We start from the raw sequence: 23,968 nt of genomic DNA, 5'->3' as shown, positions 1-23,968 counted from the left end.
GCCCGAACACCACCGAAAATGCGGTTTTCAAAGATCCTGATTGCCAATCGTGGGGAAATTGCCCTACGGATTCTCCGAAGTTGTGAAGAAATGGGGATTGCCACAGTGGCCGTCCACTCCACTGTAGATCGCCATGCCTTGCACGTCCAGTTAGCCGACGAAGCTGTTTGCATAGGCGAACCCAGTAGCAGCAAAAGTTATCTAAACATCCCCAACATCATCTCCGCCGCCCTAACCCGGAACGCCACCGCCATTCATCCTGGCTATGGTTTTTTAGCGGAAAATGCCAGATTTGCGGAAATTTGTGCTGACCACGACATCGCCTTTATCGGTCCAACCCCGGAGGCGATTAGGTCAATGGGAGATAAGTCCACAGCCAAAGAAACCATGCAGCGTTTCGGTGTTCCCACCATTCCCGGTAGTGAAGGCTTAGTCACCAATGACAAAGCTGCCCAAAAAATAGCCCAAAAAATTGGCTATCCAGTAATTATCAAAGCCACCGCCGGGGGAGGAGGTCGGGGAATGCGACTAGTCCGAAGCGCCGAGGAACTCCCGAAACTATTTTCCGCCGCCCAAGGAGAAGCAGAAGCAGCCTTTGGAAACCCAGGCTTATATATCGAGAAATTTATCGAGTGTCCCCGCCATATTGAATTTCAGATTTTAGCCGATGGATTTGGGAATGTGATTCACCTAGGGGAAAGGGACTGTTCAATTCAGCGACGACATCAAAAGCTACTGGAAGAAGCGCCCAGTCCGGCTTTAAATCCTGAACTCCGGCGAAAAATGGGAGAGGCGGCGGTGAAAGCAGCCGCATCAATTAACTATACCGGGGCGGGAACAGTAGAATTTTTACTCGATCGCCATGGGAAGTTCTACTTTATGGAAATGAATACCCGTATCCAGGTAGAACACCCGGTAACAGAAATGATAACGGGGCTAGATTTAATCGCCCAACAGATCCGCATCGCCCAAGGACAAAAATTGCATCTCACCCAAGATCAAATTCAGCTTAGGGGTCATGCGATCGAATGTCGGATTAATGCGGAAGATCCAGATCGCAACTTTAGACCACACCCCGGACGCATCAGCGGCTATCTCCCACCGGGGGGTAATGGGGTCAGGATTGATTCCCATGTGTACACCGATTATGAGATTCCCCCCTATTACGATTCTCTCATTGGTAAGCTAATTGTCTGGGGTCCTGACCGGGCGGCGGCTATAGTAAGGATGAAACGCGCTTTGCGGGAATTTGCTATTACCGGAGTTCCCACAACCATCAGTTTTCATCAGAAAATTATGGAAACCCCGGAGTTTCTCGAGGGTGAGGTTTACACCAATTTTATGGAACAGTGGATGAACAAAAATTTGCCTTCTCGTTAAACAATCATTCTCAGGATTCCCTGTTGTCCCAGTAACAATTCCCGCAGGAGGCTAAAAATACCTACCCAAATCACCGGGGTAATATCCACGCCTCCCAAAGGGGGAATCACTTTGCGGGTGATGGCTAGAAATGGTTCCGTTGGCCAGAAAATCAGATTAAACGGAAACTGATTTAACTCGGCTTGGGGATACCAGGTCAAAACAATGCGGAAAATAAATAATAGGGTCATTCCCGCCAGGAACAAGCCCAGAGTCCAGTCTAAGATGGTAAAAGTTTTCATCGCCTTGAGTTTAAGTTTGTTAACCTTTTCCCATTTTAGGGGTTAGCGAGCACCCTAAATTGGCAGTGGTTGCCAAGTTACAGCCTGTTCAGAAATCATCTGATCACCTCTCAAAGTCCCTCTCCCAGAGAGGGATCCAGATTTAGGGTGAGGGCAATGTATTAAGCGACTGGTGAACAAGCTGTAACTAAAAGGGAGTTTGATGGGCTAATTGACATATTCATGGTTGATGGTATGATAGATGCACATGACATTACATGACATGGCAAATAGTGATAACCATGTTGATGACCTGTGGAACGCGGGGCAAAGCCGATCGCCAAACCGTAAGATCCAATAGTAGAGAAAAAACTGCTATAGGCGGTTTGGTAGGTAGGAAGCCCGGGCTGTAATCTTCGATTCAGCGTCGGGTAGTTTACAATAATAAAAATATAATCTGCACTTGCACTCTAAGGATCTGATTAAGATGACACCTTCATTGATGAATTTCTTCTATAGCTTGCTGGCTGGTCTCCTGATCATTGTCGTCCCCGCAACTGTTGGGTTAATCTTTATTAGCCAGAAGGATAAAATCATCCGTCGTTCTTAGAAACTTGACAGGAGCCGATTTTTAGCTAAATTGGGGTTTATGGGGGCTAGGGGCGATCGCTATTCCCCCCTCCACCCCCAACCGTCGAGAAGCCCGGTTTCTAGGAGAGTTTCCCCTTCCCCAGCGGAGGGTTACTTAGAAACCGGGTTTCTTTTGTCCCCACCCCTGACCCCTCTCCCCAAGAAAGAGAGGGGTTTTAAGTGTCTACCTGTCATTATTCCCTAATCTGAGGAAAGTTAAAGTTGCAATTAAGGATGTTGTCCTGTTTCATGCAGGACTTAATCTGGTATGATGATATGGGGATAAATTCACCATCTAAGACAAAATCATCGGCATTGATTACCACCCCCAAAATTTCCTGAGTTTCCCGCAGACGGATCACTGTATCGTTGGCAAATCCATCATTGTTAAAATCAATGAGTAATTGATAATCTAAGTCCTCTTCTGTTAAGCCACCAGTCAAACCAATTTTATCCCCATGAAACCAATCAAAATCAGTGATAACCGGTGCTTCATTGATATTATGAGTGGCATTTTCGACGCTAATAATAAAGACATTTTGGGGATTTTCTCTAATGTAATCTGCCCAGGCTGGCTTAGAAGCCATTAAACTCAAGGGAGGTAAAACAGTTAGCAGGGCTAGGCTGACTAATTGTGAGATAAGCATCACTCGAATTTGACTCTACAATTAGAATCTACGAGGGTGATTATGTGATTTCTGAATCCTAGGTGATACTATCCCAACTTAGACAGGATTAATAAGATTGGCGGTCTCCTAGAAGTGAAGCCCTAGAATCCTTATTCAGCTAGAGTTACAGGAGATAAAAGACTGATTTTTTTATAGGGATGTAAGAGTAGACGGTTAATAAACTGGTTGATGACATTTGGGTTTTCTCTCATCCGATCGCATAATAGTAGATGACATCTGTTGTGCAATTTTTCCGGCTAGGGTTTGACTGCTGATCTGGTGCTACCTAGTGGGGTATGGAAAAGCCATCAGTCTGGAAATCCAATGTTGATTGATATGTCCTGAATCAAGAACTGATAGGATGAAACAGATAGACGGTTGCTCAATATCTTGGCTGTCGCAACCTGGAAGTTATGCGATTTTTGGGGTTAGCAAACTTTGACAAATTTATCCAGCCTATAATTCAGGGGAGAAATACCATCATGAATACAACCAGCCTATCTCGTAATTCTATCAACCCCTGGGGGGCGATCGCTGCTTTATCCTTGGGTTTAGGGTTTATCAGTCTTCCTTTTGTCCCTCCGGTGGTCGCCCAGGAACAAACGGCGAGAACATTAACGGTCAGTGGTGAAGGTATTGTCACTATTCCGACGACGTTAACTCAGGTACAGCTTGGGGTGGAAGTTCAAGGGAGAACAGCCCAAGAGGTTCAGCAAGAAGCGGCTAGACGTACATCAGCGGTGGTAGAATTGCTGCGATCGCGCAATGTTGAAAAGTTGGAAACGGCGGGAATTCGCCTCAACCCCAACTATAACCATCGTAATAACCAACGAGAGTTAATCGGCTATACTGCGACCAATAGCGTGACTTTTCGCCTCAAAACCGAGGAGGTTGGGAATTTACTTGATCAGGCGGTAAATGCTGGCGCTACCCGCATTGATGGCATTAGTTTTGTGGCGGCTGATGCTGATCTGACCGCCGCCCACAAACAAGCCCTACAGTTGGCGACTCAACAAGCCCAGCAACAGGCTGATACTGTGTTAGATACTTTGAACTTGAACCGCCGGGAAATTGTCAATATTCAGATCAATCATATCAGCAGCCCTGTTCCTAGACCGATGATGCGATCGGATGCTTTAGCGAGCGCCCCAGAGGCTTCAACCCCTGTCATTGGAGGGGAACAAGAGGTTAGGGCTTCGGTGACATTACAAATTCGATATTAAATTAATTCTGATACTATTAGGGGTGAATTTGCTTTAAAATCATTCGCAGGCGATCGTAATCATCTTTGAGCAGGACACTAATAGACCGTCCGGCTTCAATTAACCAACTGCGATCGCAATTTCGCATTTGATATATTTCTCGGATAGTGGCTGCCACCAAAGAGTCTACCGGAGCATTTATGACTTGTAGTAAGGTGGCCAAAAAATCCAGACTTTCGCTAAAATAAACCACCTCTTCCGACTCACACCGATACACAGCTTGATGAATTTGGGGAGGTCGGGGGGGGATATATTGGTAAATCTGTCCCCGTTGTGGTGTGGAACCATTTAGCCCCCCGGAGGTTTTCTCAAAGCCGACAATAGCAGCCTTAAATTCTGTTTTCAACATGGCGAAAATTTGGGGCTGCTGTTCCCGCAATTCTTCCAGGGATAAGCCTAAAGCCCTGGCTCTATGTACGGAGTCAATGGGGCTTGTGGTGGCGTGGTAAACTACGCCATAGACGCGATTATTGGACTCCTCATCAATTGCTGTTACCCAACTACCAAAGGGGGGCATTACTGGAAAACTGAGGTCTTCTGGTTCTAAACACTGGGCTAAAAACTCGGAGGTTGATGTTTCGATCACCTCGGCAAAGTGGTTATGGTGGCGGTTGGTGATCTCAAACTGAGGAAAGGGAAGACGCATATTTATTAATGGATAATTGATAATGGATAATTAATGCCCCGGTGGGCTAAGGGCAGGTTTGGCAATATGCTCCCCTAGGAAATTAATGCCCCGGTGGGCTAAGGGCGGGTTTGGCAATATGCTCCCCTAGGAAATTAATTCCCCGGTGGGGTGAGGGCGGGTTTGGTAATATGCTCCCTAGGAAATTAATGCCCCGGTGGGGTGAGGGCGGGTTTGGTAATATGCTCCCCTAGGAAATGTGATTGACTGCGGAACCCGCCCCTACTTTATTGTCGGTGAGGTGAGGCGGGTTTGGCAATATGCTCCCTAGGAAATTAATGCCCCGGTGGGGTGAGGGCGGGTTTGGTAATATGCTCCCCTAGGAAATTAATGCCCCGGTGGGGTGAGGGCGGGTTTGGTAATATGCTCCCTAGGAAATTAATGCCCCGGTGGGGTGAGGCGGGTTCGGTAATATGCTCCCTAGGAAATTAATGCCCCGGTGGGGTGAGGCGGGTTCGGTAATATGCTCCCCTAGGAAATTAATTTCCCGGTGTGGTGAGAGGGCGGGTTTGGCAATATACTCCCTAGGAAATGTGATTGACTGCGGAACCCGCCCCTACTTTATTGTCGGTGGGGTGAGGGCGGGTTTGGCAATATGCTCCCTAGGAAATGTGATTGACTGCGGAACCCGCCCCTACTTTATTGTCGGTGGGGTGAGGGCGGGTTTGGCAATATGCTCCCTAGGAAATGTGATTGACTGCGGAACCCGCCCCTACTTTATTGTCGGTGGGGTGAGGGCGGGTTTGGCAATATGCTCCCTAGGAAATGTGATTGACTGCGGAACCCGCCCCTACTTTATTGTCGGTGGGGTGAGGGCGGGTTTGGCAATATGCTCCCTAGGAAATGTGATTGACTGCGGAACCCGCCCCTACTTTATTGTCGGTGGGGTGAGGCGGGTTTGGCAATATGCTCCCTAGGAAATTAATGCCCCGGTGGGGTGAGGCGGGTTTGGCAATATGCTCCCTAGGAAATTAATGCCCCGGTGGGGTGAGGCGGGTTTGGCAATATGCTCCCTAGGAAATTAATGCCCCGGTGGGGTGAGGCGGGTTTGGCAATATGCTCCCTAGGAAATTAATGCCCCGGTGGGGTGAGGCGGGTTTGGTAATATGCTCCCCTAGGAAATTAATTTCCCGGTGTGGGGTGAGGGCGGGTTTGGCAATATGCTCCCTAGGAAATGTGGTTAACTGCGGAACCCGCCCCTACTTTATTGTCGGTGGGGTGAGGCGGGTTTGGCAATATGCTCCCTAGGAAATTAATGCCCCGGTGGGGTGAGGCGGGTTTGGTAATATGCTCCCCTAGGAAATTAATTTCCCGGTGTGGTGAGAGGGCGGGTTTGGCAATATGCTCCCTAGGAAATGTGATTGACTGCGGAACCCGCCCCTACTTTATTGTCGGTGAGGTGAGGCGGGTTTGGTAATATGCTCCCTAGGAAATTAATGCCCCGGTGGGGTGAGGGCGGGTTTGGTAATATGCTCCCCTAGGAAATTAATTCCCCGGTGGGGTGAGGGCAGGTTTGGCAATATGCTCCCCTAGGAAATTAATTTCCCGGTGTGGTGAGGGCGGGTTTGGCAATATGCTCCCTAGGAAATGTGATTGACTGCGGAACCCGCCCCTACTTTATTGTCGGTGGGGTGAGGCGGGTTTGGCAATATGCTCCCCTAGGAAATGTGATTAACTGCACAGGCGCGCCCCGACGTTCCTACGACACCCGTAGACGCTGCTGGTTTTATTAACCTAAGCCAACCACTAAATCTGGTTCTGTCTTATGATTTTCTTGAGTGGCTAAATGTCTACAGGGGACTAATTGTGCTAGGTTTGGCGTTATGCGATCGCCTCGATAAATCTCAAGTTTCGCTTCGGTAACTGCTTCAAAAAGTAAGCGTTCTCCGGGAAAGAGAATGTGTTCAAAGTACCATCCGGGGATATTAGAAATTCGGATAATTTCTAATTTAGTGGTGGCATTTTGATAGTAGCACAAAATGATGTCGGAATAGGTTGGGGGTATGGCATCAAAAATTGGTGACATTGGATAAACCTGGTGTAATTCAGAGACGAATAGGCGAGCTACGATTAGGCTAGGTGGTAAGTGTTAAGATATTGTGAATTTTCCCATAATTGATAAAATTGATCAAGGCAGTTTTAGATGTGAGGCAGTGGTTAAGGGGTCTAGCGGATGGGTACTAGAATGTAAAGGTAGTTCTGATCGTGCCAATTACGAGGTCTTGATGTCGATCGCTTTGATTAGGATTGGTAATCCAAATGATACCTGGGGTAATGGAAAGATAATCATTCAACTGATAACGATAAAACCCCTCAAAATGCCAGGAGGAGTCAGTGGGAAGGGTACGCCCCAACCTTCCTGAAGCATCAAGATTGGCTAGATAGGGTTCTCGACCAATAATCACGCCGCCTAGACTGCCTTCATGGAATAAATCAGGTAATGCCACAGTGATAGCATAGTTCCAAATTTGCCCATCAGCGACACCACGAGCCCTAGCGGCGGTATATCCTCCCCAACCTCCGAGGATAACGAGTGGGTGAATACGCCAAGATAATTGCAAGCCATAGGAATGACTAGAAACGCCTGTGGCGACTCCTAGGGGGTTAAGTCCGTTGGTTAATCCCAAGAGGGAATTAGCTATCCCAGTACCGGTGTAGCCGTTAAAGGCATTACGATTAACTTCTCCGGTGGTGCGATTAAAAACAGGGCCATTGTTCTGACCATTATCAAAGCCAAAGTTTCCGGGGGTGAAATAACTATGGTTATAAGTTAAGGCAAATTGTAGGTTATCTGTGGGGGTAACAGTCAATTGTGCCAGAATGGAAAAATCGCCGTTAAATAAACCTTGTGATGGTTGTGCATTGGTGGCGGTGGGGGTGAGATATCCGACGGATAGGGATGTGGGACCGAAGATGCTGGCTAAACTGTGATCGCGAAATTCATAATTGATACCAATTCCAGCCCCTCCGCCAAGTCGGTAGATGGGGTTACGTTGACCAAAGGCGCTTAAACTGCCTTTTCCGCCGTCGTAGTCATCAATATAGGGGTTGAGGGTAGGAACAAAATCATCCCAGGTGACTCCTTTGGCGGCGAGGGTGAAATAAAGGCGATCGCTAACGGGGAATTGATAGAATAGGCGTTCTAGCTTAATTTGATTTTCTGTATCACCGACAATGTTAAAGGTTTGGGTTCCCTCCCCGATCACTCCTCCGTTAAAGCTGGAGGCGTTACCGCTTACAAGGCGGGTAAATAGCAGGTCTTGTCCGGTAAAACTGGTGTTAAAGTCGAGACGGATACGATTTTGGAATACGGTTTGATCGGTTCCGGTGTCTTCTCCAAAAGCATCAGTGAGGGCAAAAATTGCCTCTCCCCGCAGTTGAGTAGTGAGGGAAAACTGATTATTCTCGATTTGGTCGAGATAGGTGTTTATGCGACGAATGTCCTGTCGTAATAGGCTTAATTCGGCGGCAAATTCTTCTTGGAGACGTTTAACGGCGAGTAATTCTCCCTGGGTCATGCGATCGCCAGTTTCGGCGGCGATGATTTCTGTAATGCGATCGAGACAAGTATTGACTCCGGCCGCAAATTCATAGCGACTTAGGGCCCTATTGCCGCGAAAGGTTCCGTCGGGATAACCTGCTATGCAGCCAAATCTTTCTACTAAGGATTGTAAGGCTTGAAAAGCCCAGTCTGTGGGTTGAACGTCACTAAGTTGGGAAACGGAGGTAACTTGAGATTGTTGGGGCGTTTTTTTGCCTTCCTGGCTGTAACGTTGGAGTTGTTCCCAGGTGTCTGAGGTGGGGTCGTCTGGGCTGGCGATCGCTGTTGATGGTAATATTGTCCCCATGATCTGGAGAACCATAATAGAAAACCACAGGTGTCTAAAGCTGTTGCCGTTCATGATTAAATTGGTGATCAAGTTTTAAGGCAGGTTAAATTAGGGCAGGTATTTTTGAACGACGACCCAACCGCTGAGGGAGACGATCGCAAAACTCAAGAATAGAATAACATTGGTAGTAATGTGAAGCGATCGCGCCCAAGATTTTTCTGGGTTAATTTGGTGGGCACTCCAGGCGGAAAGCAAGACTAAAGCCACGACGGTCAAACCAGCCGGAAGATGCACAGAGTGTCCTAGGTTTCCATAGTGACCAATAGTTCCGATGATGCCCACAGTTAACAACAATAGAACTAAAATGACCATAATCATACCGATCGCATAATGAAGCGGTCGCAACCACAGAGGACGGGAAGCGTTTTGCTGGCGACAGATGAACATCCAACCTCCTGTCATTGCTAAGATCAGATAAGCGGTGATGGAAAGACCCATAGACCAGGCGGCGATTTTCCATAACCACAAAAACGAAGGCAGATCCATAGTTATCCTTGGCCTAAAATTCACAAAGACGGCGATCGCTGGTTTCTAAATCCTGGTTAGTGCGTAAATAATCCCGTATCCAATCACAGGCATATTCTAGGGTATTGAGACCCAAAATATTGTCAATTTGCCAGAGGGTGATCGTGCCATTAGCCCCCCCATTAGCCAGAATTTGGTCATCAGGGCTAAATTCTACGGTTCTGACCATGCCACAGTTTCCCCCCAAATGAACTAGGCTATCACCATAGCGACTCCAGACCCTGACGGTTTGATCCTCACTAGCAGAAGCCAGGTATTGTCCATTATTGCTAAAGGCTACTTGAATCACGATACCCTGATGACCTGATAGGGTGTGGTCAAGGTTGTAAGTTTGTGCGGTGGGGTCCCACAGCCACAATTTGACAGTGCGATCGCGACTTCCAGAGGCGATCAGATCACCATCAGGGCTAAACAACACAGACCAGACGCCATCTTTATGACCATTTAGCCCAGAATACAATCTACCATCTAAACCCCAGAGTTTGAGCATATTATCATGGGAACTAGACACCATCATCTCACCATCAGAACGAATATCAACCCCCCAAACCGCCCCGGTATGTCCGCTGAAAACCTGGAGAATATTGCCATATTTGTCCCACATTTTTAGGGTATTATCCCAACTCGCTGTCACCAGTTTTTGGCTATCTGGCGTAAATTGCAGCCCCCAAACACTGGCTTGATGGTCCGTGAAGTTACGGTGGACGGAATTAGATGCCAAGTTCCATAGTTTCACAGTACCATCATGGGAACTGGAGGCTAACCATTCTCCATTAGGACTAAAGGCGAGTTGGTTGACTCTGGTGATATGACCTGTCAAGGTGGCTAGGGGGTTTCCCATGAAGTCCCATAACTTGATGGTTTGGTCACTAGAAGCAGAAGCCATGACCCCAGAGGTGGCATTAAACACAATATCCCAAATTTCTCCCTCATGAGCCGGAAAGTTGGTCATCAGGGGATGATGGGTTTTCCACAGTCGTAAAGTCCGATCCCAAGACCCAGAAACTAGGGTTTGGCTATCGGGACTAAAGGAGACAGCATCAACTTCGCCCTGGTGACTGCGAAATACTTCCCGGGGGTAGTACAGTTGATCTATGGGGCTTTTTTTCCACAATCGCACGGTTTGGTCGCGACTCCCAGAGGCGATAAATTGGCGGTCTGGACTAAAGGCAATAGCCCAAACTTCATCATCATGGTCTTTGATGGTTTGGAGGATTTCTCCCTTGGTATTGCTAATTTTTATGGTGCGATCGCGACTAGCTGAAACCAGTTGATCATAGTCGGGACTAAAGGCGATCTTCATCACTTCCCCTTCATGATGGGGCAAGGTTTTTAAGGGGGAACCATTGGATTTAAAAAGTTCGATAATTCCTGATTCTCCACCAACGGCGATCGTTTCACCATCAGGACTAAAGGCGATCGCCCGCCGTGGGATTCCATCATTGGTTAGGGTGGTGAGTAATTCTCCGTTAATTTTCCACAGTTTGGCACTGCCATCAAGACTAACTGAGGCGATCATTTTACCATCAGGACTAAAGACGACGTACATCACAGGTTGTTGGTGTGCCTCCCAGGAATATTCGAGGGTGGGGGGAGTTGGTTTGACATTCCAAACTTGCACATTTCCATCCCTCACCCCAACGGCTATTTGGTGATTATCCGGGCTGAAATTAATGGCGATCGTTTCATCAGCAAAGCTGCTTATATTAGCCCAAAGTTCACCATCTGGCTGCCACAGTTTCACCGTTTTATCCTGACCCACAGAAGCAATTAATCTGCCATCAGGACTGAAACTAATATTATTAATAGAACCCCTATGTCCAGAAAAGCGGTTAAACTCTTGAACACTATAGGCTGTTTGTGATAGCACCGACTCAACCTGAGCCTTGATTGAGGAGTCAGACCAGACCAGGTGGTTTAGAGATTTTTGGGCTTTAATAGCTTGTAACAGTGCCTCTAAAGGACGGTTGAGGGCGAGGAAGGCTTCTGAGGATTGCGTGAGGGCGTGAATTTCGCTAATCTTAGCTTGTCGATATTGCCAAAATGTCGATAAACCCAGAATTAATGTAATCGCAAAACCTCCACTAACTGCCCCTAAAAGTAATCTTTGCAGTCTGGTCATTTTTTGCTGGGCTACCAGTTGCAATTCTATAGTTTTGGCACGCTCAATTTCTAGGGTTTTTTTGACTTCTAAGGCTTCTAATTCCGTCGAAGCTGACAAAAATTGATAGTCGTCATCACTGAGGCTTTTCTGATGAGACCAATGTTGAGCCTCTTGCAAGGCTTGACCTCTTAATAAACGAGAAATATCTGTTTTTCCTGATTGTATCCAGGCTTCAAATGCTTGAGAATAGGGTCTTAACACCATTAATTGCTCTCGCACCCATTCACGATTAAATATAGCTTGATATATGCGGTTTTTGACTAGGATATTGCCCTGTTCTTCTAGGACTAATCCTGATAACAATAGTTCTATTTGTTCTCGACTATCATCAGCCTTGATATGATGATTATCTAATACCTGTTGATAGATACTCAGTAAGCGTCCGACAAATCGCTGATTATAGAGGATACGATTACGAATAGTTCGCAGGTGTTCCGGTTCGTCTTGAGATTCCCAACGGTCGATAATGTACCGATAGACAATCGACTCAACCCAAAATACCTCTAATCCTTTTAAGAGAGAATGGGCTTCGGTTTCGGTTCCCATAGTCATCATTAATCTACAGATTTTTTGAGTTAAAAATGGTTGTCCGTCTGTCCATTTAATAATTTCTCTAATTAGGGTTTTTCCACAACCAAATTTAGCCTCTAAACCTTGGGCTAAAGGTTCGGCTTCTTCTGGGGTAAATCCTGAGAGTTTGATGGCTGTACCAATATTAAAAGGGGTGCGAGTGCGATCGCGAATTAAATCCCCAGGAGTAGCTACCCCTAACAAAACAAATGTCAGGCGATTATATTCGGGGTTAGTCGCCCGTTGATTATAGCAAAAGCGAATAAATGCAAAGAAATCATCCGTCGGAAAATTCAGGCTCAATAAATTGTCTATTTCATCAATAAAAATCACGATTTTTTGGCAGGAAATATTCGCCAAAATTCCCTGATGAACAAACTGTTCTAGTCGCTGAATTAAGGATAAATCATCATGGTCTTTCCACCATTGTTTATAATCAAACTTATTCTTTAATTTTAAACTAAGCCACAGATTAACAATTACTCCCTTATACCATTGTTGAGGGTTAATGATTTCCCCGCCCACCTGAGTCATATCTAGGCTTATACAGATAAATTCATCTTGTTGTAAGCGGTGCATAGTCCGCACCATTAAAGATGATTTCCCCATCTGGCGCGCATTGAAAATATAACAAAATTCCCCCCCTTTTAAAGCCTGATAAAGTTCGGCATCTGCATGGCGTTCTACATAACTAATATGACCCGTTGGTAAACTTCCACCAACTTGATAAATAGATGTACTCATAAATCATAAAACCTCGCTTTTTTAAAACTAAAAATTAGCTGTTTTTTGAAATCAATAAATGTCATTATTCATTTTTTCAGTAAATAGGAAGCTACCATCAGGTAAAACTAATCATCCTACTGGTCGCCCTATGGTGGTTGGGATAGCAGGATCGATTAAAAATCGAGTTAAAAAGTCTTGGTAGTATCCTTCCGGGCAACCATTGCTATTGAAGGGAATAAAAAGCAGTTTATAACCTATTCCCTCATTCCGATTACAACTACCACGAAACTGTCTGCTACCCCCTCCCCTTAGAGTCTTCTAGCAGTCTAATTCGGTTTTGGCGGGTTTCTGTGGCTAATACTTCCCCCGAGGGAGTCAAAGCCAGCCGCCGGTCCGGGTTGGGATGCACTATTGCTATGGAATCGCGCGGTCCGGGTCTTTTAGGCTAATTATGATGGGTCCTGGTGTGAAGTTGGTTTTTGCTTGTTCATTGGGGAGGCTTTCAGTTTCTGAAATTCAATCAGGCTAAATAAACACAAAATCTAGACTAAACTTAATGACAACATCGGTGATTTGTTATACAAAAACAGCTATTGCCATTATATCAAAATTGGGGGAGTCAGTCACTAATTTAAAGGCTGATGGTTAGGTTTTTAGTGGTTATGCGATCGCGTCCTTGATTTTTGGATTGATATAATGCTTCATCAGCCGCTTGCATTAAGTAAAAGTGGTTGATGTGGGTTTTGGGAATTATACTAGCTACTCCCATGCTAAGGGTAATAATTTTATCTGCACATAAGGATTTTTCATGCACTATCTTCAAGAGTTTAATATTTTTGCGAATGATTTGCGCTAAATTTAAGGCTTGCGTTGATGTGGTTTCTGGTAAAATAATCGCTAATTCTTCGCCCCCATAACGCGCTACTATATCCGTGGGATGATGAAGACTAGATTCCATAACTTTCGCTACTTTTTGTAAGCACTGATCCCCGGCAATATGTCCATAGGTATCATTATAGAGCTTAAAGCAGTCAATATCACACAAAATCAGAGAAATAACCTCCCCTCTCTGACTATGTTTTTGCCATTGTTTTTCTAAGTAAGAAAACAGAAAACGACGATTGGGAATTTGAGTTAAATCATCTATATTAGCTATTTTCTCCAGTTGCTGATTTATCGATTCTAATTCATGGAGCCGAGAATATTGATTAAAGATTCCTTTTTCATGGAGGTATTTAAAATACTGGCGATAGAGTTGACAACTGACGATCGCTTGATTTCCTTCTAGCTTGACCAACCCCAAACTTTCTAATTTATAAGCAGCAATGGGTTCCACCGTAATTTCTTCATTGGACATCACAATTGCCTGCAAAATTTGTAATAGTTCCGGTTGCTCTTTAAGAATTGCTAATTGTTCGCACAGGTGTTGATTATAAATGCCTCCTTGTGTATAGGCTTCGCTGAGGATTTTTTGGAGGCGATCGCCCATGCTTTTATGGTCATTATTATCGGTCACTACCAGATGATATAAAGCTAACCTAACTAAGTAGGGATGGCCTCCCACCATATCCATTAAATCCGTGACTAAATTGCCATCATCATCCTCTATTTCATGACGTTTGGCTAAATCTTTAACCTGTTCAGGAGTAAAAAATGGCAGTCGGATCGGGAGTCCCACATTAAAGGGAGATTGATTTAATTTTAGGGGAATATAAACCTCCGTTGAATGTACCATAACTAATCGCAATTTTTGCATTTCTTCCGATTGTCTAGCTTCCTCATGCCAAGACCGCAACATCGGCAAAAACTCCCCCGCTACTTGGGGATACTCAAACAGATAGTTAACTTCATTAATGGTTATGATCAGAGGTGCATCGATTAAATCTAGCAAGTATTTTAGATAAATTGTACAGCTAACTTTACTGCCGATATCCTCATCCCAATAGTCATCTAACCTAGATGGTAAATTTAGGCAATGACCGACAATGGCACAAAACCACCGCAGAAAACGATTCAGATCTGATAACATTGAGGCTTCAGTTTGTCTCAAATCTAAATTGACTACATGATAATTGTTTTGTTTACCATAAGCTAAAATTCTTTGCAACAGAGAACTTTTCCCCATTTTCCTAGGGGCACGAATACGGATCACACTTCCCGGTTTCTGTATTTCTCGGTAGGCTAGTTCTTCAATAGGTGGGCGATCGATGTAAAAAGGTGAGTTGAGAGGTACTGGATCATTAGGATATTCAAATTCCATACCTAAAATATGTGCGGGTTCGCCGTTCATAGTAATTATCATAATATATACTAAGGTATTTGGTGTTTGTCATGTATAAACAGTTTTACCCAAAAAAACCCTGGTTGCATCATCAGCCATATATTGTCATTTATACTGGTACAATGGTAACTATCAGTAACTCCGGGGTTAGTTTGGGTTGCCAGATCTTTCCTGTTAACTATGACTCAAGAGAAGGTGAGAATGTTATGAACTACAGACCCTTTAATATTCTCCTGGTAACAAATGATGATGCTTATGAAGTTCAACTACGACAGTTGCTACAATTTATGCGATCGCTTTCTGTTAAATTAGAGCGATACTCCCCTACCTTAGAGCCTTTCGAGCAGACTTTCCCTGAATATCATCTTTACCTTATTGATTATACTACATATTTGCTTCGAGATTGGATTGATCGGGTACTACCTACCCCAGTTATTGCCTTAGTGGACAACTCAGAAGCGGGTCTAGCTGCTTTGAATATGGGTGCCACAGATTATCTGCCCATAAATAGACTTATTCTTGAGGAAATAGAGCGATCGCTCAGATTAAGTTTAGCTTTGGGTCAAGCCCATAATCATCAGACAATTTCCTCAGATCCTAATCACCGTACCCCCAATTTATATGAAGACAAATTATTTATAGAGACCATCATTAATAGTTTTCCAAAACTCATATATATTTATGAACCCAAAAACTTACAAAATGTTTATGTAAATAACCAAATTATTAACATCCTAGGTTTTTCTCCAGAAGATTTACAAAAGCTGGGCGATCGCTTTTTCTGGGAGCAGATTCACCCCGATGATTTACCTATATTAGAAACCATATTAGAGCAAGTCTCTGCCTTATCAGAGGGAGAAGTTTTAGATATTGAATACCGGATGCGCCATAAAAATGGCTCCTATCGCTGGTTGCGAGCCCAGGAAGTGCCATTTACCAAAGATGCCAATGGTCTGGCTGTACAAGTCTTAGGAACCGCCCAAGATATTACTTCCCACAAACTCATAGAATCCCAACTTCAAGAAAGCGAAGCTCGTTTACAAGTAATTTTTAATAGTATTTCTGATAGTATTTTAATGGTAGATTGCCAAGGAATAGTTCATGCAGTCAATCCCGCTGGATTAAATTTATTTGGACGCACTTCCGAAGAGTTAATTAACCATGAGTTAGGACTACCAATAACTGTGGGAGATGTAGCACAATTGGGAATTCTTAACCCAGAACGGGGACTGGTCATGGTAGAAATGACTGTCGCTGAAACTGAGTGGTTACAAAGACCATTTTATGTAGTTTGTTTTCGCGATATTACAGAGCGCTGTAAAACCCAAGAAGCTCTACAGGAAAGTGAAGAGAGATTTAGCCAAGTAGTTAATCATATTCAAGATGTTTTCTGGCTTACCAGTCCTAGGGGAGACAAATTGTTTTATATCAGTCCAGCCTATGAAAAAATTTGGGGTCGTAGTTGTCAGGCTGTTTATGATGATCCCGGCTCCTGGTTAGAAGCCGTACATCCTGATGATTTACAGTCAGTAATCGTCAATTTTTCCTATCAAGAATATGCTCAATCTAGGTTTATAGAATATCGCATATTTAAGCCTGATGGTGATATGCTGTGGATTTGCGATCGCGCTTTCCCTATTAAAAATGAGCGAGGCGATGTAGTCAGAGTTGCTCGCATTGCTGAAGATATTACTAACCGCAAAAAAACCGAAGAACACCTACGCCAACAGGCAGAAAGAGAGCATCTTCTGTATCAACTAACTCTCCATATTAGTCAATCTCTCAATCTTGATGATATTCTGCAAAATACAGTTAATGAATTGCGTCACTTACTTGACTTAGATAGGGTGTTAATTCTCCGCTGTCATGACCAAAATTTAGCCACTGTTACCCATGAGTCAATTGTGCCAGGAATCGACACAATTCTGGGCTGTAAATATCAGGATTATTTGTATAATCATGGCCAACAAAATGACCAAAAAGAACCATTAATTATCTATGATAATGATGCTAATCTCAGAGCATTTTCTCCTCAGCATTATTCCTTTAATCTGCAAGCAAAATCTCGGATTTCTGTGCCAATTTATCAGGGAGATAATTTATGGGGGCTATTAATTGTCCATCATGTAGCACATCTGCGAAACTGGGAAAATTGGGAAATTCAGCTTCTTAAACAATTAGCAACTCAACTGGCGATCGCTATTTACCAAGCCGAACTATATCATCAGTTACAAGTAGAATTAAATGACCGAACTCAAGCAGAGGAAGCCTTGCGAGAAAGCCTAGTCAGAGAAATGGCAATTACCCAACTGATTCAACAGATTAGTCAAACCTTAGAACTAGATCAGATTTTTGACAATACTACCAAAGACGTACAACAAATTTTAGACTGTGATAGTGTGGTCATTCATAAATTTAAAAACCCTGACAATTACTACCACCATTTATTATTACCAGATTTGCGAATCATATCCGCAAAACACAACCAAGAATCTCCCCATATTAAACTCGTAGTCAAGCATCTTAAATCAGGTCAGGTTGTCATGGCTGATAGTCACCAAGATAGTAGTATTTCGGAAAGTCAGATTAAACTATTAAAAAGTCTCAATATTCAAGCATATCTAGGAGTTCCTGTTTATGTAGGTGAAACCCTGTGGGGTATATTAGCCACCTACCAAAAAGAATCCCGTAAATGGCTCCACCATGAAGTAAAATTACTAACCCAAATTGCTCGACAGTTGGGAGTAGCTATCTACCAAGCCGAACTATTTACCCAACTTCAACAAGCCAAAGAAGCCGCCGACACCGCCAACCGAGCTAAAAGCGAATTTTTAGCCAATATGAGTCATGAACTCCGTACCCCTTTAAATGCTATTCTGGGTTTTACCCAACTTTTAGGGCAAAATTACGGTCTTACTTCCCAACAACAAGAGTATCTACAAATCATCCAACAATCAGGAAAATATCTATTATCCCTAATTAATGAAGTCCTAGATTTATCTAAAATAGAAGCCGGAGCAGTAACCTTAAATCCTACCAATTTTAACCTGATAACTTTACTAAAGCGGATTAATACCATGCTCCAAATTAAGGCGAGTTCTAAGAATTTAGTGATGAATATACAGTTACAGCAAGATATTCCTGATTATGTCCAAACTGATGAGTCAAAACTTAGGCAAGTTTTAGTCAATTTACTAGATAATGCCATCAAGTTTACTGATGCTGGTTCTGTCACCCTGCGGGTATCATTTGTTAGCTCTGTTAGCCAACTTTATTTTGAGGTAGAAGATACCGGACCTGGTATTACTCCCGACGAACAAGAACGCTTATTTAAACCATTTGTACAAACCGACGTGGGTCGCAGACATCAACAAGGTACTGGTTTGGGTTTAGCAATTTCTCAGCAATATGTTAGTTTAATGGGTGGAAAAATTACCATTGTTAGTGTGGTAGATGGGGGGGCAAAATTTATGTTTAATATCCCCGTTGAAGTCATCAAATCTGAAAATATTGACATCGAATATCTCCCGGAAGAAGAATTAACTCTTGATGACATTAGCTGCATTAATATGGCTCCCAATCAACCTAATTATCGGATTCTTTTAGTGGAAGATAATTTTAATCATCGCCAACTATTAGTTAATATTTTAACTCCCTTGGGTTTTCAAGTCCAAGAAGCCGAAAATGGTCAACAGGCTTGCGATTTATGGCAACTATGGCATCCACATCTAATTTTAATGGATATGAGAATGCCGGTTATGGATGGTTATCAAGCTACCCAGAAGATTCGACAAACTCCAGAGGGTCGGTCTACCATCATTATTGCGATTACCGCTCATGCTTTTGAGTCTGAGCGAGCCTCAATTCTGGCTACAGGCTGTAACGACTTAATCCACAAACCTTTTAATATTAAAACTCTTCTTGATTGCATTAGTGCCAATCTTGGGGTAAACTACATTTATGGCAAATCTATTTCTAACTCTTCTTCCTCATCCTCCTTGGGGCCACCTCGTTTAACTACAAAGGATATTGATATTTTAGACTATGAATGGATTAAACAATTCTATCGAGCAGCTATGGCAGCCAGGGAATCTCAACTTAGGGGCTTAATTGCTCAAATCCCTCCCGAACATACGGTAATTATTGAAGGTTTAAATTGGTATGTTAATCATCTTTTATTTGACCAAATTATTGATTTAATGGAGCCATACAACCATGGATAATTTAGCAGTTAATAAAAACAAAGGAGATATTTTAATTGTCGATGATAAACCCGAAAATTTACAGTTTTTATTTACCATGTTAACCGAGAATGGCTACGATGTCCGGCGGGTGATTAATGGTAAACAAGCCATAAATGTAGCTTTATTTGAACCGCCAGATCTGATTTTACTTGATATCATGATGCCTAATTTAAACGGCTATGATGTTTGCAAAATCCTCAAAGAAAAATCAGAAACTAAGGATATTCCTATCATTTTTTTAAGTGCGCTTAAAGATGTATCCGAAAAAGTTAAAGGCTTTAATGTGGGAGGGGTTGATTATATTTCTAAGCCTTTTGAATTACTGGAAATTTTGGCGAGGGTTGAGAACCAACTTACTATTGTTCGCCAGAAGCGACAACTAGCGGAACAAAATGCACGCCTAGAACAACTAAATCAACAACTACTCAGATCTAATCAGGAACTTGAACAATTTGCTTCTGTGGTCTCCCATGACCTACAGCAACCGCTGACTAGCTTAAAGGCTTTTGCTCAGTTACTCCAGATAGAATGTTCTGATCAATTGAAAGAAAAACCGAGAGAATATGTTAATCATATTATTAATGCGTCAATTCGGATGCAAAGGATGATTCAAGATTTATTAATTTACTGTGGCTGTGATACACATTCTCCAGCTTTAGAATTAATTGATTGTAACCAAGTTTTAGCGCAGATACTTGTGGATTTAAGATTAGAAATAGAAAAAAATAACGCCCAGATTAAATATAATAATTTGCCCCAAATTAAAGCTAATAATATTCATTTGACTGAGGTGTTTCAAAATCTCATTAGTAATGCCATTAAATATCGTTCTGATGATTTGGCACCATTAATCAATATCTCCTGTCAAGAAACAGACACTAACTGGATATTTTGCTGTGCTGATAATGGTATTGGTATTGACTCCCAAGAGTTTGAGAATATCTTTAAAATCTTTACCCGTCTACATACTTTCAAAAAGTATCCGGGTACAGGTATAGGCTTATCTATCTGCAAAAAAATCATTGAAAGCTATGGGGGCAAAATTTGGTTAGAGTCTAACCCCGGACTAGGAACACAATTTTACTTTACTTTTCCCAAATTTAAATAAATAGTTTAATTTTGTTAAGAAAATTGGGTTATTGCAACTACCCTATTGACAGGAAAACCTAGCCTGTGCCAGAATCGACATATTAGAGAACTTAGGTTTTATAGCCCAAAAACAATCTAAAGTCTTTATTAAGAAATTAGGTTTTTTTAAAATTTTAGGCTAGTCAAAATGGCTTAATACCTAATAGCGCCACAAATAATTTGCCCAAAGTTGGCGGAGTCGGCAGCTTTGTTGAAGAAAATTTGTATATGGCAGTCCCCTCGGCCATACTTATGTATGTATCTGTAAAGTGCTTTGGCGTTAAACTGTAATAATGCTATGGATTTTGGGAATACTATATATGTTATGGATTGTCAAATTTATGAAAGGCGCAAGGTGTTGAGTAAAATGCCAACAATCCGATAAAAATCTAGGTTTATGGACATCGCCATTTAAGTTTTTCCGCGATACTCAAAATCTGGATTTTTAGGTAATTCGTAGATTTTGAGCAGGGTGACTTATGAATGAGTTAATGGAAGACCGAGGGAAAATTTTATGGATTGCAGGAGATGTGGTAAATGATGATCATAGTTTACCACAAAATATCTTACAAAATCATGGATATGAAGTTAATCTAGTAATGGGATTAAAACTAGCTTATCATGCAATTCAATCATGGCCATTAAATTTAATTTTGTTAGATAGCAAATTACACGATGGAGATAGCTATGAGTTATGTAATTGGCTGAAATCGAAATCAAAATTTCAAAAAATACCAGTTATTATCATGGAAAGTAGGGGTGATTTGTTGAATAAGCATACGGTTTTTGATGTAGGTGCTGCGGATTATATAACCCAACCTTTCCATGAACAAGAAATGCTCAAACGCATAGAATATCAAATTACTCTACAGCGACAGCAACACCAAATTAAAGAACAGGATTTAGGCTTAACTTGGGAAAGTCATAAATCGGAAATAGCTAAATTAGCTTTAGAAAAACAACGAGCCTTATTAAGGATGGTAATTGATGCTAACCCCAATATAATTTTTATTAAAGATTGGGACGGAAGGTTGACTTTAGCTAATCGTGCCATGGCGAATTTATATGGAACTACTGTAGATAATATGATGGGAAAAACCCATGCAGACTTGAATCATAAGCAGTATCAAAATGATTATATTTTGGCAAGCGATCGCGAAATTATGACTTCAGGTAAACCGCGACTAATTGCTGCGGAACCGGTGAGATTAAAAAATGGAGTAGTTCGTTGGTTTCAGACTAATAAAATACCCTTAATTGGTAACGATGGTCAAACCCCATATTTATTGGTAGTTTCCACAGATATCACGGAACGTCAGGAAGCAGAACAAGAATTATGGAGTCATGCGGAACGGGAAAGAATGTTAAGAGCAATTGTCCAAAGCATTCATGAATGTCTAGATTTAGAACAAGTTTTAGAATGTACTGTTAATCAAATCCGGGAATTTCTAGTTAGCGATCGCGCCTTAATTTATCGTTTGGAAAATGATGGCAATTATCGGGTAGTTATGGAGTCAGTATCTCCCCCTTGGCAACCTTTGTTAGGAACAGCAATTAACTACTCTGGTTTGTCGGAAGTTATCACGGAGATGGCGGCGGCAAATTATATCAAAATTTGGTCTATATCTGATGTTGATAAAGCCCATATTCCCATTAATTTACGCGATAAATTAGAAGATTTACAAGTTAAGTCTAAGCTGATTTTACCGATTATTCATCGCCACCCAGATTTGCCATCAGGGGGAACTGAATCTCCTCATTGTTTATGGGGTTTACTGGTAATCCATCAGTGCGATAATACCCGAGGTTGGCAACCAGAAGAAATCGAAGCGTTGCGGTCTCTGGCTACTCCGATTGCTGTAGCCATTCAACAGGGAGAATTACACGCGAAACTCCAAACAGTAAATCAAGAATTAGAACGCCTAGCCAGCCTAGACGGACTAACTGGAGTAGCGAATCGGCGACAGTTTGATATTCACTTAAAACGGGAATGGCAAAGATTATTAAGGGAACCTGAACCGATATCTGTGATTATGTGTGATGTAGACTTTTTTAAAGCCTATAACGACACCTACGGCCACCAGGTGGGGGATGAATGCCTCAAACAGATTGCGAAAATCTTAGAAAATTGTGCCCAACGTTCTACGGATCTTGCTAGTCGCTATGGTGGTGAAGAATTTGTGATAGTATTGCCCAATACTGGGATTAAGGGCGCACTACAAGTAGCTGATAGAATTCAACATCAAATGAGAGCCCTAGAAATTGAACATAAAAAATCGGAGGTTTCCGACTATGTAACTCTTTCTTTGGGGGTGGCTTGTGAAGTGCCGAGTAATGCTCACAGTCCAGAATCATTAATTAAACTAGCTGATGCAGCGCTTTATGAAGCCAAAAGTAAAGGCCGTAATTGCGTCATTGCTAATGTTGAGACAATTTAAGAAAAACCAAGCCACTGTAAAGCTGAAAGGCTGAGTCCCAGGGGGTCTCGGACTTGCGATCTAAATCAATATAAGATTTAATCCGGCTGAGGAGTTGTGTATAATCTAAGACGGTTTCAGCAAAAGGGGTAAATTCTGACGAGACTGGTATATTTTTCAGGTTTTGATTTAACCTATCTAATAAACTATTCCACTGAAGACGTGCGGTTTGTTGATGATCAACTTTTTCTAACTTAATAGCCTGATTAAAATCATAAGTGACATCACAAAACCTGATGATGGAATTACGACCAGGTAAATGCAGATCATAGATTTTTGCATAGTCCTGGGTAACTTCTTTGTGGCGAAAGCGATCGCCTCTACTGCGGCGAGGATCATAATCCATAGTTTCGGCAAATAAAGGTAATAAACCTTCGACTCGCTGGCTAACTTCGGACCAATTCAAATTTAACATTCCCAGGCGATCGCTTTCATCCAAACAAACCACGCCCAATTGTGGCTGAAGAGATTGCACATAACAGACCCGAAAGACGTGCAATTTTTCCAGGTCAGTTAAAGACACCCAAAACACGGGAATATTAGCCGATCGCATTTCTTGACCATAGACCGCCAACTCTCCCATTTCTCCGGTCTTATAAAGTCGCCATCCCCTACTTTGTAACTGCATCCGAGCGCTATAGGCATCAGTTTTAAGAATCCGTGCTAGAATCTTAGCGGCTTCTGGCTTATATTCTGAGGGAATAGGTTCTAATATCAATACTCCCGGTTCACAATTGCGGGGATTAGCCTTAGCATCTGCGATCGCATTTTGGCGGCGTTGTTGTTCAATAGTTTCTAAGCGCTTGACCCCCTGACGCGCCTGGTCTATAACTTTAGGATTGGTGGTAGTTTTGAGTAATTTTCGATAAACCTTTTCAGCGGACGCTAATTTATCGGTCGCCTCATACCAGCGTCCGACATAAAACTGCACCCAAGGATTTTGGGGCGATTCCTTTTGTAATTTTTTAAGTAATTTCGCCGCCCCTCGATAGTCTTGACTCTCCAAGGCGGCGACGACTTGATCAATTTCTTTCATATTAGGAAAAAACCCCTACCCCCGGTCATGGTGGGAATAGGG

At 42.8% G+C, this 23,968-nt stretch carries 17 protein-coding genes; 8 read left to right on the top strand and 9 right to left on the bottom strand.

Annotated elements, in window-relative coordinates; genetic code table 11:
• Positions 1 to 18 precede the first annotated feature (18 nt).
• Complete coding sequence (gene accC / locus N39L_RS28830) at positions 19 to 1,380, top strand: acetyl-CoA carboxylase biotin carboxylase subunit (RefSeq protein WP_006616582.1); 1,362 nt, start codon at positions 19 to 21, stop codon at positions 1,378 to 1,380.
• Here the strand turns inward: accC and N39L_RS28825 are convergent.
• Complete coding sequence (locus tag N39L_RS28825) at positions 1,377 to 1,661, bottom strand: YggT family protein (protein WP_006616581.1); 285 nt, start codon at positions 1,659 to 1,661, stop codon at positions 1,377 to 1,379. The genes accC and N39L_RS28825 overlap by 4 nt on opposite strands.
• 466 nt (positions 1,662 to 2,127) lie before the next feature.
• On the opposite strand from N39L_RS28825, the gene psbX reads away from it, so the two are divergent.
• Positions 2,128 to 2,250 (top strand): photosystem II reaction center X protein, encoded by a 123-nt coding sequence (gene psbX, locus N39L_RS28820; protein WP_006616580.1) that lies wholly within the window; start codon positions 2,128 to 2,130, stop codon positions 2,248 to 2,250.
• A 214-nt stretch (positions 2,251 to 2,464) separates the two neighbouring features.
• On the opposite strand, the gene N39L_RS28815 is transcribed toward psbX, so the two are convergent.
• The gene (locus N39L_RS28815) at positions 2,465 to 2,917 is read right to left on the bottom strand and encodes a hypothetical protein (RefSeq protein WP_006616578.1); all 453 of its coding nucleotides are present in this window, start codon (positions 2,915 to 2,917) and stop codon (positions 2,465 to 2,467) included.
• Between the two features lie 434 nt (positions 2,918 to 3,351).
• On the opposite strand from N39L_RS28815, the gene N39L_RS28810 reads away from it, so the two are divergent.
• The gene (locus N39L_RS28810) at positions 3,352 to 4,161 is read left to right on the top strand and encodes an SIMPL domain-containing protein (protein WP_006616577.1); all 810 of its coding nucleotides are present in this window, start codon (positions 3,352 to 3,354) and stop codon (positions 4,159 to 4,161) included.
• A 16-nt stretch (positions 4,162 to 4,177) separates the two neighbouring features.
• On the opposite strand, the gene N39L_RS28805 is transcribed toward N39L_RS28810, so the two are convergent.
• Positions 4,178 to 4,846 carry an HAS-barrel domain-containing protein gene (locus tag N39L_RS28805; RefSeq protein ID WP_006616576.1) on the bottom strand — a complete coding sequence of 223 codons (669 nt, stop codon included), beginning with the start codon at positions 4,844 to 4,846 and terminating at the stop codon, positions 4,178 to 4,180.
• Between the two features lie 548 nt (positions 4,847 to 5,394).
• Between N39L_RS28805 and N39L_RS28800 the strand changes: the two genes are divergently transcribed.
• Together N39L_RS28800 and N39L_RS28795 are read left to right on the top strand one after the other, a co-directional pair.
• Positions 5,395 to 5,802 (top strand): hypothetical protein, encoded by a 408-nt coding sequence (locus tag N39L_RS28800; RefSeq protein WP_162097054.1) that lies wholly within the window; start codon positions 5,395 to 5,397, stop codon positions 5,800 to 5,802.
• A gap of 648 nt (positions 5,803 to 6,450) precedes the next feature.
• Positions 6,451 to 6,618, top strand: coding sequence for a hypothetical protein (locus tag N39L_RS28795; RefSeq protein WP_162531487.1), 168 nt, complete (start codon positions 6,451 to 6,453; stop codon positions 6,616 to 6,618).
• Here N39L_RS28795 and N39L_RS28790 read toward each other — a convergent pair.
• The 5 genes from N39L_RS28790 to N39L_RS28770 all read right to left on the bottom strand — a co-directional run bounded on the left by N39L_RS28790 (position 6,615) and on the right by N39L_RS28770 (position 15,050).
• The gene (locus N39L_RS28790) at positions 6,615 to 6,911 is read right to left on the bottom strand and encodes a DUF1830 domain-containing protein (protein WP_006619443.1); all 297 of its coding nucleotides are present in this window, start codon (positions 6,909 to 6,911) and stop codon (positions 6,615 to 6,617) included. The two genes, N39L_RS28795 and N39L_RS28790, sit on opposite strands and share 4 nt — an antisense overlap.
• 154 nt (positions 6,912 to 7,065) lie before the next feature.
• Positions 7,066 to 8,787: an iron uptake porin gene (locus tag N39L_RS28785; protein WP_043468664.1), complete on the bottom strand. Its 1,722-nt coding sequence runs from the start codon at positions 8,785 to 8,787 to the stop codon at positions 7,066 to 7,068.
• 36 nt (positions 8,788 to 8,823) lie between these two features.
• Complete coding sequence (locus N39L_RS28780; RefSeq protein ID WP_014277100.1) at positions 8,824 to 9,261, bottom strand: DUF4079 domain-containing protein; 438 nt, start codon at positions 9,259 to 9,261, stop codon at positions 8,824 to 8,826.
• A 13-nt stretch (positions 9,262 to 9,274) separates the two neighbouring features.
• Positions 9,275 to 12,778 (bottom strand): AAA-like domain-containing protein, encoded by a 3,504-nt coding sequence (locus N39L_RS28775; RefSeq protein WP_014277099.1) that lies wholly within the window; start codon positions 12,776 to 12,778, stop codon positions 9,275 to 9,277.
• 613 nt (positions 12,779 to 13,391) lie between these two features.
• Positions 13,392 to 15,050, bottom strand: a complete 1,659-nt coding sequence (locus N39L_RS28770; RefSeq protein ID WP_126277552.1) for an AAA-like domain-containing protein — start codon at positions 15,048 to 15,050, stop codon at positions 13,392 to 13,394.
• Positions 15,051 to 15,247: 197 nt separating this feature from the next.
• Between N39L_RS28770 and N39L_RS28765 the strand changes: the two genes are divergently transcribed.
• The 3 genes from N39L_RS28765 (at position 15,248) to N39L_RS28755 (ending at position 22,851) form a co-directional block, all read left to right on the top strand.
• A complete protein-coding gene (locus N39L_RS28765; RefSeq protein WP_231852017.1) occupies positions 15,248 to 19,264 on the top strand; it encodes a GAF domain-containing protein in 4,017 nt (1,338 codons plus the stop codon).
• Positions 19,257 to 20,393 carry a sensor histidine kinase gene (locus N39L_RS28760; protein ID WP_006619449.1) on the top strand — a complete coding sequence of 379 codons (1,137 nt, stop codon included), beginning with the start codon at positions 19,257 to 19,259 and terminating at the stop codon, positions 20,391 to 20,393. The genes N39L_RS28765 and N39L_RS28760 overlap by 8 nt, the downstream gene beginning before the upstream one ends.
• A 499-nt stretch (positions 20,394 to 20,892) precedes the next feature.
• Entirely contained in the window at positions 20,893 to 22,851 is a 1,959-nt protein-coding gene (locus tag N39L_RS28755) for a diguanylate cyclase domain-containing protein (protein WP_014277096.1), read from the top strand.
• Here N39L_RS28755 and N39L_RS28750 read toward each other — a convergent pair.
• Positions 22,832 to 23,926 (bottom strand): tetratricopeptide repeat protein, encoded by a 1,095-nt coding sequence (locus tag N39L_RS28750; RefSeq protein ID WP_014277095.1) that lies wholly within the window; start codon positions 23,924 to 23,926, stop codon positions 22,832 to 22,834. The two genes, N39L_RS28755 and N39L_RS28750, sit on opposite strands and share 20 nt — an antisense overlap.
• Positions 23,927 to 23,968: the final 42 nt, after the last annotated feature.

Source organism: Limnospira platensis NIES-39, assembly GCF_026000695.1.
Lineage (GTDB): Bacteria > Cyanobacteriota > Cyanobacteriia > Cyanobacteriales > Microcoleaceae > Limnospira > Limnospira platensis.
Note: the sequence above shows the minus strand (reverse complement) of the source record. Positions and strands in the feature narration are given on the sequence as shown.

Coding starts and splice junctions, on each gene's coding strand:
- accC (WP_006616582.1), top strand. CDS start 19: ATGCGGTTTTCAAAGATCCTGATTGCCAATCGTGGGGAAATTGCCCTA.
- N39L_RS28825 (WP_006616581.1), bottom strand. CDS start 1,661: ATGAAAACTTTTACCATCTTAGACTGGACTCTGGGCTTGTTCCTGGCG.
- psbX (WP_006616580.1), top strand. CDS start 2,128: ATGACACCTTCATTGATGAATTTCTTCTATAGCTTGCTGGCTGGTCTC.
- N39L_RS28815 (WP_006616578.1), bottom strand. CDS start 2,917: ATGCTTATCTCACAATTAGTCAGCCTAGCCCTGCTAACTGTTTTACCT.
- N39L_RS28810 (WP_006616577.1), top strand. CDS start 3,352: ATGCGATTTTTGGGGTTAGCAAACTTTGACAAATTTATCCAGCCTATA.
- N39L_RS28805 (WP_006616576.1), bottom strand. CDS start 4,846: ATGCGTCTTCCCTTTCCTCAGTTTGAGATCACCAACCGCCACCATAAC.
- N39L_RS28790 (WP_006619443.1), bottom strand. CDS start 6,911: ATGTCACCAATTTTTGATGCCATACCCCCAACCTATTCCGACATCATT.
- N39L_RS28785 (WP_043468664.1), bottom strand. CDS start 8,787: ATGAACGGCAACAGCTTTAGACACCTGTGGTTTTCTATTATGGTTCTC.
- N39L_RS28780 (WP_014277100.1), bottom strand. CDS start 9,261: ATGGATCTGCCTTCGTTTTTGTGGTTATGGAAAATCGCCGCCTGGTCT.
- N39L_RS28775 (WP_014277099.1), bottom strand. CDS start 12,778: ATGAGTACATCTATTTATCAAGTTGGTGGAAGTTTACCAACGGGTCAT.
- N39L_RS28770 (WP_126277552.1), bottom strand. CDS start 15,050: ATGAACGGCGAACCCGCACATATTTTAGGTATGGAATTTGAATATCCT.
- N39L_RS28765 (WP_231852017.1), top strand. CDS start 15,248: ATGAACTACAGACCCTTTAATATTCTCCTGGTAACAAATGATGATGCT.
- N39L_RS28760 (WP_006619449.1), top strand. CDS start 19,257: ATGGATAATTTAGCAGTTAATAAAAACAAAGGAGATATTTTAATTGTC.
- N39L_RS28755 (WP_014277096.1), top strand. CDS start 20,893: ATGAATGAGTTAATGGAAGACCGAGGGAAAATTTTATGGATTGCAGGA.
- N39L_RS28750 (WP_014277095.1), bottom strand. CDS start 23,926: ATGAAAGAAATTGATCAAGTCGTCGCCGCCTTGGAGAGTCAAGACTAT.